The organism is Burkholderia sp. RF2-non_BP3, from assembly GCF_001522185.1.
GTDB lineage: Bacteria > Pseudomonadota > Gammaproteobacteria > Burkholderiales > Burkholderiaceae > Burkholderia > Burkholderia diffusa.
Window position 1 is genome coordinate 183,758 of sequence record NZ_LOSU01000024.1, and the last position, 11,781, is coordinate 195,538.

Consider the following 11,781-nt stretch of genomic DNA (forward strand, 5'->3'; position numbering starts at 1 on the left):
CGGGCCCCGACGGTAACGAATCTGCAAAGGAACGACGATGGACAAGAGCATGAAAATCCTGGTGGTGGACGATTTCCCGACGATGCGCAGGATCGTCCGCAACCTGCTCAAGGAACTGGGCTACACGAACGTCGACGAAGCCGAGGACGGCGCGGCCGGCCTCGCGCGGCTGCGCGGCGGCGGCTTCGACTTCGTGATCTCCGACTGGAACATGCCGAACCTCGACGGCCTCGCGATGCTGAAGGAAATCCGCGCGGACGCGACGCTCACGCACCTGCCGGTGCTGATGGTCACGGCCGAGTCGAAGAAGGAGAACATCATCGCGGCCGCGCAGGCGGGCGCGAGCGGCTACGTCGTGAAGCCGTTCACGGCCGCGACGCTCGACGAGAAGCTGAACAAGATCATCGACAAGATGGCCAAGGCCGGGAGCTGACGTGAACGAGCCGATCCACGCGGCGCTCGCCGGCGCGGCAGTCAACGCCGACGGCCACGCCGAAGGCGCCGATTACGCGAGCGACCGGATCCTCGCGCGCATCGGCCACGTCACGCGCACGCTGCGCGATTCGATGCGCGAGCTCGGCCTCGACAAGCATGTCGAGCGCGCGGCGGAAGCCGTGCCCGATGCGCGCGACCGGCTGCGCTACGTCGCGACGATGACCGAGCAGGCGGCCGAGCGCGTGCTGAACGCGATCGAGGTCGCGAAGCCGATGCAGGAGCGCATCCAGAACGAGGCCGAGGCGCTCGATGCGCGCTGGGCGCAGTGGTATGCGGCGCCGATCGAGCACGCGGAAGTGCGCGAGCTGATGGACGACACGCGCACGTTCCTGCGCGCGTTGCCGGAGGCGGCGTCGGCGACCAGCGCGCAGCTGCTCGAGATCATGCTCGCGCAGGATTTCCAGGACCTGACCGGGCAGGTGATCAAGAAGATCATGGACATGGTCTACCTGATCGAGCAGCAGCTGCTCACGGTGCTCGTCGAGAACATCGCACCCGAGCGGCGCGAGCAGTTCGCGGCGACCGCGGCCGCGCTCGCGGCCGAGCAGATCAGCGCGACCGGCAGCCCCGAGTCGCTGCTGAACGGGCCGCAGATCGCGCCGGAAGGCAAGTCCGACGTCGTGCAGGACCAAGCGCAGGTCGACGACCTGCTCGCGAGTCTCGGCTTCTGATGCTGTCCCGGCGCATCGGCGCCGCGCCCGATCGTGGCGCGGCCCGGTGCGCATGGCTTTCCCCCGTGCTCGTCACGACGCGCTCCCGCGCGCGGGTCGTGCCGCACGTCATGTTGCGTTGCGTCATGCAACGTTGATTTGACACTGCGACACACTCCGCAGGCATACTACGCGTCAGCAGCAACGAAGCGTCATTCTTAAGACTTTCATTTGTTGGCCCGCGGCGCCGCGCCTGACGATGGCACCGCCGGCAACGAAGCCAGTCCCTTGGGGGGGAACGTGAAGCTGAAACGCTTGGGCTGGGCCGCCGCGCATGCGACGGCCGCAATGGGTGTGCTGTGGGCCGTCCACGCACAGGCCGAACTGGGCGGCGCGCCGATGTCGCCGCCGGCGGACGATCGCGCCGCCACGGTGCGCGCGCTGCAGCGCGCGATGCGCTCCGCCGACGGCGCGCAGGCGAACGCGGCCGCCTACACCGTCCGCGAGATCACGCTCGGATCGGGCACCGTCATCCACGAATACACGAGCGCGGCCGGCACCGTGTTCGGCCTCGCCTGGCGCGGGCCGAGCATGCCGGACCTCGAGTCGCTGCTCGGCAGCTATTTCCCGCAGTACACCGCCGGCGTCCAGGTCGCGCATGCGGCGCGCGGCTGGCGCGCGCCCGTGTCCGTCGATACGAGCGGCCTCGTGATCCGCACCGGCGGCCACATGGGCGCCTTCGCGGGCCAGGCATGGCTGCCGACGGCGCTGCCCGCCGGGCTGACCGGCAACGACATCCAGTGACAGCGGGAGAGCGATCTTGCGAATTCCTCGTACCTTCAAGCGCTGGCTCGGCCTGCTGAGCGTCGCGGCCGCGACGGCCATGCTCGTGACCGCCTGCGGCGGCGGCGACGACAACGGCGGGAGCAGCGGCAACAACGGCGGCTCCAACGTATCCGACGGCAATACCGCGAACACGGCGGTGATCACGGTCGGCACCGGCGTCGCGCACGTGATCAACATCCCGACCGTCAACGTGAAGATCTGCGTGCCGGGCACGACGAACTGCCAGGTGGTCAACAACGTCCTCGTCGATACGGCGTCGTACGGGCTGCGGCTGGTCAGCAGCGCGCTGTCGTCGGGCGTGTTGAACAACCTGCCGCAGACGACGAGCGGCGGCGCGCCCGTGGCCGAGTGCGGCAAGTTCGTGTCGAGCTTCACGTGGGGCTCGGTGCGCACCGTCGACCTGTCGATCGGCACCGAGCAGGCGGGCTCGCTGCCGGTGCAGATCATCGGCGATCTCGGCACGAGCAACGTGCCGGGTTCATGCTCGAACAACGGCGCCCGAACGTCGGCCAACACCGCCGGCGACCTCGGCGCGAACGGCATCCTCGGCATCGGGCCGGCGCCGGTCGATTGCGGCACGAGCTGCGCGACGTCGACATCGGCGACGTCCAACAACTACTACGCGTGCCCGAACGGCAATTCGAGCTGCGCGGTGGCGCTGGTGCCGGTTGCGCAGCAGGTGGCCAATCCGGTCCATCGCTTCGCGACCGACAACAACGGCGTGATCGTGCAGATGCCGAACATCTCGAGCAGCGGGCAGGGCAGCGCGACGGGCCTGCTGACGTTCGGGATCAATACGCAGAGCAACAACGCGCTCGGGGCGTCGACGGTGCTGACGTCGACGACGACGGGCGACGTCGATGCGACGTTCCTCGGCGGAAACGTGACCGCGTTCTTCGATACGGGCTCGAACGCGTACTTCTTCAACGATTCGACGCAGAAGGCCTGCTCGACCAACACGCAGTTCTACTGCCCGTCGTCGACGACCACCTATACGGCGACGCTGACCGGCAAGAACGGTGTGTCGGGCGGCGTGTCGATGCCCGTCGCGAACGCCGATGCGCTGTTCGCGAATTCGTCGACGTTCGCGTTCAACGACATCGCCGGCCCGTTCGGCGCGGCCGGCTGGCTCGACATCGGCATGCCGCACTTCTACGGCAAGACGATCTACTTCGGGATGGACCGGACCGGCAGCGGCGGCGCGCAGCCTTACGTCGCGTTCTGATCGCGCACGCACGGCGGCGGCAGGAAAGGGGGCGAGCGATCGCCCCCTTTTTTTCGCCTTCGCCAGCGGCGACGCACTACGCGTCGGGCGGCCGCGCCGTGCCGGCACAGCGCCTACGATATAAGACCGGCAACGGTGCCGGCACGACATCGAGGAGACAGCGCCATGAGCCAGCGTATTCAACGCATCACGCCGTTTCTGTGGTTCGACCACGACGCCGAGGCGGCCGCCCGCTTCTACGTGTCGGTGTTCGACGACGCGCGGATCCTGCACGTCGCCCGCTACGGCAAGTCCGGTGCGCAGGCGTCCGGGCAGGCCGAGGGCGCGGTGATGACGGTGTCGTTCGAACTGGACGGGCAGGCGTTCCTCGCGCTGAACGGCGGCCCGGCGTTTCCGCTCACGCCGGCCGTGTCGTTCGTCGTCAACTGCCGCGACCAGCAGGAGATCGACCGCTACTGGAGGGCCCTGTCCGACGGCGGCGACGAGCGCGCGCAGCAGTGCGGCTGGCTGCGCGACCGCTTCGGCGTGTCGTGGCAAGTGGTGCCCGTGCAGATGGCCGAACTGATGGCGGGCGATCCGGCACGCGCCGAGCGCGTGATGGCGCAGGTGATGAAGATGAAGAAACTCGATCTCCAAGTGCTGGAGCAGGCGGCGGCGGGTTAGCGCGAACGCCGGTCGGGACGCGCCGTTCCCGACGTGCGTATGTGACGCTCGGCAATATTCCCGGTCGGCCGGTAAATGCGCGCCGAACGATCGATTCGATTATCGATCGCGGCGTGTTTCATGCTGGTGTAATCAAGCCATGGATTATCTGGCCGTCGTTTATGCCGGGCCGTCGCGATTATAAAAATGACGTGACGTGACGTGACGTGACGTGACGTGACGTGCCCGCGCGCGATGCGGCATGCCGCCGCTGAAGCCGCTCCAGTTCTGCCGGAGTCCGCGTGCGAGCCGGTCGGCATGCGAAAAGAGATGCAATGCCCGGAAATTCAAACTTATAATGCCCGCGTTGTTTCCGGGGTCGCCGATATAAAACATGAGGGCAATAAAATGAATTTCACCGAAGCCGTTCGTTCCGCACTCAATCAATATGCGAAATTCGAGGGCCGCGCGCGCCGTGCCGAATACTGGTATTTCGCGTTGCTGACCAGCGTCGTGTCGATCGTCTGCCAGGTGATCACCATGGCGGGGCGCGACCCGAGCGCACTTTCGCTGTTGCTGATGATCGTCGCGGCCGTCGTGTCGCTCGCGCTGGTGCTGCCGAGCCTCGCGGTCACCGTCCGCCGCCTGCACGATACGGGCCGCTCCGGCTGGTTCCTGCTGATCGCGTTCATTCCGATCGTCGGCGGGATCCTGCTGCTCGTGTGGATGTGCTCGCGCGGCACCAACGGCCCGAACCGTTTCGGCTCGGATCCGATCCCGGCGATCTGAGCGCCGCCCGCCTCGACGCGCGACGCCGTCGCGTCGGGGCGGGCGACGATCGTTCCACGGCCGCCTCGATCTCCCGCTTCCCCGCTTCATCCCCTCACACGCCTCACCGCGCCCGCCCGCGAACGCGGTTTCCACCGCCTCCCGGCGCGCCGCGCCTGCCCGCGACCTCCCGCCGCACCGGCTCGCCCGATTCCCCGAAATACCCCCCTTTCCCGGCTTTGCTCGACCGATCGGCGTTTGACGTGCGCATGAATAATCGGTGTCACTGGAAAGCGGCATTTCGCCGTACCCGACTGGAGGCACCGTGGCAGACGAGAGCGATCTCGACAGAACCGAAGCCGCCACTCCGAGACGCCGCGAGAAGGCGCGCGAGGAGGGGCAGGTCGCGCGTTCGCGCGAACTGGCTTCGTTCGCGCTGCTCGCGGCCGGGTTCTACGGCGCATGGCTGCTCGCGGGTCCGTCGGGCGCCCATCTCCAGACGATGCTGCGCGGCGCGTTCGCGTTCGATCGCGCGACCGCGTTCGACACGCACCGGATGCTGTCGGCGGCCGGCAGCGCGAGCGTCGAAGGTCTCGCCGCGCTGCTGCCGATCCTCGCGCTCACCGGCCTCGCCGCGCTGCTCGCGCCGATGGCGCTCGGCGGCTGGCTGATCTCGCAGAAAACCTTCGAACTCGAGTTCGACCGCCTGAACCCGATTTCCGGCCTCGGCCGGATGTTCTCGATCCAGGGGCCGATCCAGCTCGGGATGTCGCTCGCGAAGACGCTCGTCGTCGGCGGGATCGGCGGAATCGCGATCTGGCGCAGCAAGGACGAGCTGCTCGGCCTCGCGACCCAGCCGCTCGGCTCGGCGCTCGCCGATGCGATGCACCTGGTCGCCGTGTGCTGCGGCACGACGGTCGCCGGGATGCTGGTGGTCGCCGCGCTCGATGTGCCTTACCAAATCTGGCAGTACAACAAGAAGTTGCGCATGACGAAGGAAGAAGTGAAGCGCGAGCATCGCGAGAACGAAGGCGATCCGCACGTGAAGGGCCGCATCCGCCAGCAGCAGCGCGCGATCGCGCGGCGCCGGATGATGGCCGCCGTGCCGAAGGCCGACGTGGTCGTCACGAACCCGACGCACTTCGCCGTCGCGCTGCAGTACACGGACGGCGAGATGCGCGCGCCGAAGGTCGTCGCGAAGGGCGTGAACCTCGTCGCCGCGCGCATCCGCGAGCTGGCGGCCGAGCACAACGTGCCGCTGCTCGAAGCGCCGCCGCTCGCGCGTGCGCTGTATCACAACGTCGAACTCGAACGCGAGATTCCCGGCTCGCTGTACTCGGCCGTCGCCGAAGTGCTCGCGTGGGTCTACCAGCTGCGGCGCTTCCGCTCGGAAGGCGGCGCCTTCCCGGCCGCGCCGGTCGATCTCGACGTGCCGGCCGATCTCGACAAGGGGTCGTCGGTATCGGCCGACGACGAGCGTGAGGAAGCCGAAGACACGCTCGGCAAGCAAGGAAACGCAGCATGAGCACCCCGACCACCGGCCTGTTCGCCAAACGCCAGAATCCGTTCGCCGGCACCAACCTGCGCGCGCTCGCGGGCCCGATCCTCATCTGCATGATCCTGGGGATGATGATCCTGCCGCTGCCGCCGCTGCTGCTGGATCTGCTGTTCACGTTCAACATCGCGCTGTCGGTGATGGTGCTGCTCGTCAGCATGTACACGATGAAGCCGCTCGACTTCGCGGCGTTCCCGAGCGTGCTGCTGTTCTCGACGCTGTTGCGCCTGTCGCTGAACGTCGCGTCGACGCGCGTCGTGCTGCTCGAGGGCCACACCGGCCCCGACGCGGCCGGCCAGGTGATCGAGGCGTTCGGCCACTTCCTCGTCGGCGGCAACTTCGCGGTCGGCATCGTTGTCTTCGTGATCCTGATGATCATCAACTTCATGGTGATCACGAAGGGCGCGGGGCGGATCGCCGAAGTGTCCGCGCGCTTCACGCTCGACGCGATGCCCGGCAAGCAGATGGCGATCGACGCCGACTTGAACGCGGGCCTCATCAACGAAGAGCAGGCACGCAAGCGGCGCCTCGCCGTGTCGCAGGAAGCCGAGTTCTACGGCTCGATGGACGGCGCGTCGAAGTTCGTGCGCGGCGACGCGATCGCGGGCCTGATCATCATGGCGATCAACGTGATCGGCGGGCTGATCGTCGGGATGGTGCAGCATGACATGTCGTTCGCGGCGGCCGGCACCAACTACACGCTGCTGACGATCGGCGACGGCCTCGTCGCGCAGATCCCGTCGCTCGTGATCTCGACGGCGGCCGGCGTGATCGTGTCGCGCGTCGCGACCGACGAGGACATCGGCACGCAGATCACCGGCCAGCTGTTCACCAACCCGCGCGTGCTGACCATCACCGGCGCGATCATCGTGCTGATGGGGCTGATCCCGGGCATGCCGCACTTCGCGTTCCTCGCGCTCGGCGGCGGCGCGATCTGGCTGGCCCGCACGCAGGTCCGCCGCGCGGCGGCCCGCGTGGCGGCCGGCGACGTGACCGAGATCGCACCGCCCGCCGCGCTGCCGGGCGACAGCCACGAGGCGACCTGGGACGACGTGCAGCTGATCGATCCGCTCGGCCTCGAAGTCGGCTACCGGCTGATTCCGCTCGTCGACAAGAACAGCGACGGCGAACTGCTCAAGCGCATCAAGAGCATCCGCAAGAAATTCGCGCAGGAGATCGGCTTCCTGCCGCCGGTGATCCACATCCGCGACAACCTCGAACTGCGGCCGAACGCATACCGGATCGCGCTGAAGGGCGTCGAGATCGGCGCGGGCGAAGTGTTCCCGGGCCAGTGGCTCGCGATCAACCCGGGCCAGGTGACGGCCGCGCTGCCGGGCGCCGTGACGCAGGATCCGGCATTCGGGCTGCCGGCCGTGTGGATCGACGTCGCGATGCGCGAGCAGGCGCAGGTGTACGGCTACACGGTCGTCGATGCGAGCACGGTCGTCGCGACGCACCTGAACCATCTGGTCGTCCAGCACGCGGCCGAACTGCTCGGCCGCCAGGAAGTGCAGGCGCTGGTCGAGCGCACCGGCAAGGATGCACCGTCGCTCGTCGAGGACCTCGTGCCGAAGACGATCTCGCTGACGACGCTGCAGAAAGTGCTGCAGAACCTGCTCGAGGAAGGCGTGCCGATCCGCGACATGCGCACGATCCTCGAGGCCGTGTCCGAACACGCGGGCCGCGGCGACGCGTACGAGATCACCGCCGCGGTGCGGCTGTCGCTCGGCCGCGCGATCACGCAGCAGTGGTATCCGGGCTCGGGCGAGATGCAGGTGATGGGCCTCGATTCGAATCTCGAGCGCGTGCTGTCGCAGGCGCTCGCCACCGGCGCGAACCCGGGCCTCGAGCCCGGCCTCGCGCACAACCTTCTGACCGGCACGCAGCAGGCGATGCTGCGTCAACAGAATCTCGGGCTGCCGCCGGTGCTGCTGGTGCAGCACGCGCTGCGCGCGATGCTCGCGCGTTTCCTGCGCCGCAGCCTGCCGCAACTGAAAGTGCTGTCGTATGCCGAAGTGCCGGACACGCGCACGATCAAAGTCGTTAACGTCATCGGGGGTTCCGCTTGAACATTCGCAAATTCACCGGCGCGACCAGCCGCGACGCGCTTCGCCTCGTGCGCGAGGCACTCGGCGCCGACGCCGTCGTGCTGTCGAACCGCACGCTCGATGACGGCAGCGTCGAAATCGTCGCACTCGCCGATTCGGATCTCGCCGCGGTCACGCCGCCTGCCGCCGTCCGGGCGCGCACCGTCGCGCCGCGCGCGCCGGAATCCGTGCCGGCCGCGGCCGTCCCGGGCATCGTGTCGCGCCCGGGCGCCGCGCTCGCGCGCCCGGCCGTCAATCCGTATGCGGCGAGCGAAGGCGGCCTGCCGGACGTGTTCTCGTCGGTGTTCGGCGCGAGCGCCGAAGCGACGAAGCCGGCAGCCGAAGCGGCCGCCTTCGACGCCGGCATGGACGCGGCATCGAACGCGCCGGTCGCGCCTGCGCCTGCCGCCGGCACGCCGGCGGCAGCGTCCGAACCCGCGCCGTGGCTCGTCGAGCACGCGAAGCGCCTGACCCAGCAGCGCGAAGCGCTGATCGCCCGCGCACAGGCGGCACCGGCCGCGCCGCAGGCACCGGCGCGCGCGCCGCAGGACGCCACGTCCGCGACGCCGGCCGGCTGGGCGCGCGACATCGTGCGCGACGCCGAACGCCGGATGCCGTCGACCGCCGCGCCGATGACCCGCCAGAGCGAAGCGAGCACCGCGAAGCCGGCCGAACGCACGCGCCTGTCCGCGGAAGCGGCGGCCGCGGTGGCCGACGAGGTGAAGACGCGCATCGAGAGCATCGTCAACGACACGGTGATGCACGAGCTCGGCGCGATGCGCGGGATGATGGAAGAGCAGTTCGACAGCCTGATGTGGCACGACCGCCAGCGCCGCAGCCCGGTGCACGGCGCGCTGACCAGGCACCTGTTCTCGGCCGGCTTCTCCGCGCAACTGGTGCGCATGCTGGTCGACAACCTGCCGTCCGGCGACGACGCGCAAACCTTCGAGCAGGCCGCCGAATGGGCGCAGTCGGTGCTCGCCGCGAACCTGCCGGTGCTCGAGAGCGAAGACGCGCTGATGGAGCGCGGCGGCGTGTTCGCGCTGATGGGGCCGACCGGCGTCGGCAAGACGACCACCACGGCGAAGCTCGCCGCGCGCTGCGTGATGCGCTTCGGCGCGAGCAAGGTCGCGCTCCTGACCACCGACAGCTACCGGATCGGCGGCCACGAGCAGCTGCGCATCTTCGGCAAGATCCTCGGCGTGCCCGTGCACGCGGTGAAGGATGCGGGCGATCTCGAGCTCGCGCTGTCCGAGCTGCGCAACAAGCACATCGTGCTGATCGACACGATCGGCATGAGCCAGCGCGACCGCGCGCTGTCCGACCAGATCGCGATGCTGCACGGCGCGAACGCGCCGGTGCAGCGCCTGCTGCTGCTCAACGCGACGAGCCACGGCGACACGCTCAACGAGGTCGTCCAGGCCTACCGCAGCGCGGCCGAGTATCCCGATCTCGCCGGCTGCATCCTGACCAAGCTCGACGAGGCGACCCACCTCGGCGGCGTGCTCGACACGGTGATCCGCTACAAGCTGCCGGTCCATTACGTGTCGACCGGCCAGAAAGTGCCGGAAAACCTGTACGTCGCATCGACCCGGTTCCTGCTGAAGAGCGCGTTCTGTGTGCCGCGCGACGGCTCGCCCTTCGTGCCGCAAGACGAGGACATGCCGACGCTGCTTTCCGCACTGACCGCACGTTCCACCGCCGAGCTGCACGAGGTGCGATTTGGATAAACGGATCATCGATCAGGCCGAAGGGCTGCGGCGCCTGCTGGCCGGGCGCGCGTCGCGCATCGTCGCGGTGACGGGCGGGCCGGCGGGCGTCGGCTGCACGACGACCGTCGTGAACGTCGCGGCCGCGCTGACCGCGCTCGGCAAGGACGTGCTCGTCGTCGACGAGCGCGCCGACGTGCATTCGGCCACGGCGACGCTCGCGGGCGCCTGGCTGCGCGACGGCGAACGCACGCGCGTCGCCGCCGGGTTCGGCCTGTGCGCGGCCGCGCGGGACGGCTACAGCGAGTCGCAACTGAGCGACTTCGTCGACGGCCAGGCCGACATCGTGCTGGTCGACGCGCAACTCGGTGCCGACGGCACGTTCTCCCCGCTCGCGCGCGAGGCGCACGACGTGCTGATCGTCACGCGGGTCGCCGCGCAGGCGATCACCGAGGCGTATGCGTGCATGAAGCGCCTGCATTTCGCGCACGCGGTCGCGCAGTTCCGCGTGCTGACCAATCACGTCGGCAGCCACGCCGACGCCAGGACCGCATTCGACAACCTCGCGGGCGTCGCGAGCCGCTACCTGACGGTGTCGATCGCCGACGCCGGCTGCGTGAGCGCCGATCCGCTCGTCGAGCATGCGCGCGACCTGATGCACACCGCGGTCGACGCGTTCCCGTCCTCGGTTGCCGCGCGCGATTACCGGCAGATCGCCGCCGACCTGCTGTACTGGCCGATGCGCCCGCGATCGGGCGCCGGCCGCGCCGTGCATGCGGGCGGCAAGCCGTCGTACGAGGCGGGTGCGGCACACGCCGCGTGAGCGCCACCGGAAGGAGAGAGCCATGATGTACAACGCTCAAGGAAAGATGACCCAGGCCGACGTGCTGGCGCAATACGCGCCGCTCGTGCGGCGCCTGGGGCTGCAGCTCGTCGCGAAGATGCCGGCGAGCGTCGATCTCGACGACCTGATCCAGGCCGGCATGATCGGCCTGATGGACGCGGCCGGCCGCTACAAGGAAGACCAGGGCGCGCAGTTCGAGACCTACGCGACCCAGCGCATCCGCGGCGCGATGCTCGACGAGCTGCGCAGCAACGACTGGCTGCCGCGCAGCCTGCGCAAGACGTCGCGCGAGGTCGAGTACGCGGTGCACCAGGTCGAGCAGCAGCTCGGCCGTTCCGCGAGCGAGACCGAGATCGCGCAGCACCTGAAGATGCCGCTCGACGAATATCAAGGGATGCTGCAGGACCTGCACGGCAGCCAGCTCATCTACTACGAGGATTTCGATCGCGCGGCCGACGACGAACCGTTCCTCGACCGCTATCGCGTCGATCACGCCGATCCGTTGTCGTCGCTGCTCGACGAACATCTGCGCGAGGCGCTCGTCGAGGCGATCGAGCGGCTGCCCGAGCGCGAGAAACTGCTGATGTCGCTGTACTACGAGCGCGGGCTGAACCTGCGCGAGATCGGCGCGGTGCTCGAGGTCAGCGAGTCGCGCGTGTGCCAGCTGCACAGCCAGGCCGTCGCGCGCCTGCGCGCGCGGTTGCGCGAACAGGCATGGGTCGGCGCCGAGAACTGACCCTTTCATGACGCCCGCGCGCGCCGACGCCGCGCGCGGTGCGTGGCGCGCGGCGCGCATTTCCCGCGCCGATTTGCTACAATCCCTCCCGTTTTCCGAGGAGCGTTGCGACGGACCATCCTGCGTCCGCCAGGCTCGGAAAGCTTCACCAAGCAGCCGTGCGGCAACATTCGCGCCGGCCCCGCTTCCTGAACGGCGCTCACGTCACCAATTTCTAGAACTTT

Annotated in this window: 11 protein-coding genes and 1 riboswitch; all 11 genes read left to right on the forward strand. The window is 68.8% G+C overall.

What is annotated here, in order from left to right; genetic code table 11:
• Nucleotides 1-37: 37 nt before the first annotated feature.
• Nucleotides 38-433: a chemotaxis response regulator CheY gene (gene cheY / locus WS45_RS10145; RefSeq protein WP_006754880.1), complete on the forward strand. Its 396-nt coding sequence runs from the start codon at nt 38-40 to the stop codon at nt 431-433.
• Nucleotide 434: 1 nt separating this feature from the next.
• Complete coding sequence (gene cheZ / locus WS45_RS10150; protein WP_059533481.1) at nt 435-1,166, forward strand: protein phosphatase CheZ; 732 nt, start codon at nt 435-437, stop codon at nt 1,164-1,166.
• Nucleotides 1,167-1,445: 279 nt separating this feature from the next.
• Nucleotides 1,446-1,949 carry a DUF2844 domain-containing protein gene (locus WS45_RS10155; protein WP_059505484.1) on the forward strand — a complete coding sequence of 168 codons (504 nt, stop codon included), beginning with the start codon at nt 1,446-1,448 and terminating at the stop codon, nt 1,947-1,949.
• 16 nt (nt 1,950-1,965) lie between these two features.
• Nucleotides 1,966-3,216, forward strand: coding sequence for a DUF3443 domain-containing protein (locus tag WS45_RS10160; RefSeq protein WP_059533478.1), 1,251 nt, complete (start codon nt 1,966-1,968; stop codon nt 3,214-3,216).
• Between the two features lie 165 nt (nt 3,217-3,381).
• Nucleotides 3,382-3,879, forward strand: a complete 498-nt coding sequence (locus tag WS45_RS10165) for a VOC family protein (protein ID WP_059699655.1) — start codon at nt 3,382-3,384, stop codon at nt 3,877-3,879.
• Nucleotides 3,880-4,113: 234 nt separating this feature from the next.
• Nucleotides 4,114-4,647, forward strand: coding sequence for a DUF805 domain-containing protein (locus WS45_RS10170; RefSeq protein WP_257140329.1), 534 nt, complete (start codon nt 4,114-4,116; stop codon nt 4,645-4,647).
• Nucleotides 4,648-4,951: 304 nt separating this feature from the next.
• Nucleotides 4,952-6,151 (forward strand): flagellar biosynthesis protein FlhB, encoded by a 1,200-nt coding sequence (gene flhB / locus WS45_RS10175; RefSeq protein ID WP_059699659.1) that lies wholly within the window; start codon nt 4,952-4,954, stop codon nt 6,149-6,151.
• Nucleotides 6,148-8,250 carry a flagellar biosynthesis protein FlhA gene (flhA, locus tag WS45_RS10180; protein ID WP_059533471.1) on the forward strand — a complete coding sequence of 701 codons (2,103 nt, stop codon included), beginning with the start codon at nt 6,148-6,150 and terminating at the stop codon, nt 8,248-8,250. Before flhB ends, flhA begins: the two co-directional genes overlap by 4 nt.
• Nucleotides 8,247-9,998 carry a flagellar biosynthesis protein FlhF gene (gene flhF, locus WS45_RS10185; protein ID WP_059699662.1) on the forward strand — a complete coding sequence of 584 codons (1,752 nt, stop codon included), beginning with the start codon at nt 8,247-8,249 and terminating at the stop codon, nt 9,996-9,998. Before flhA ends, flhF begins: the two co-directional genes overlap by 4 nt.
• Nucleotides 9,991-10,800, forward strand: coding sequence for a MinD/ParA family ATP-binding protein (locus WS45_RS10190; RefSeq protein ID WP_059691539.1), 810 nt, complete (start codon nt 9,991-9,993; stop codon nt 10,798-10,800). The genes flhF and WS45_RS10190 overlap by 8 nt, the downstream gene beginning before the upstream one ends.
• A gap of 22 nt (nt 10,801-10,822) precedes the next feature.
• Nucleotides 10,823-11,557: an RNA polymerase sigma factor FliA gene (locus WS45_RS10195; RefSeq protein ID WP_059452641.1), complete on the forward strand. Its 735-nt coding sequence runs from the start codon at nt 10,823-10,825 to the stop codon at nt 11,555-11,557.
• Nucleotides 11,558-11,648: 91 nt separating this feature from the next.
• A riboswitch (S-adenosyl-L-homocysteine riboswitch) is annotated at nt 11,649-11,765 on the forward strand.
• Nucleotides 11,766-11,781: the final 16 nt, after the last annotated feature.

Excerpts from the sequence above, each read along its gene's own strand:
- cheY (WP_006754880.1), top strand. The coding sequence starts at position 38 with ATGGACAAGAGCATGAAAATCCTGGTGGTGGACGATTTCCCGACGATG.
- WS45_RS10165 (WP_059699655.1), top strand. The coding sequence starts at position 3,382 with ATGAGCCAGCGTATTCAACGCATCACGCCGTTTCTGTGGTTCGACCAC.
- WS45_RS10170 (WP_257140329.1), top strand. The coding sequence starts at position 4,114 with ATGCGGCATGCCGCCGCTGAAGCCGCTCCAGTTCTGCCGGAGTCCGCG.
- flhA (WP_059533471.1), top strand. The coding sequence starts at position 6,148 with ATGAGCACCCCGACCACCGGCCTGTTCGCCAAACGCCAGAATCCGTTC.
- WS45_RS10195 (WP_059452641.1), top strand. The coding sequence starts at position 10,823 with ATGATGTACAACGCTCAAGGAAAGATGACCCAGGCCGACGTGCTGGCG.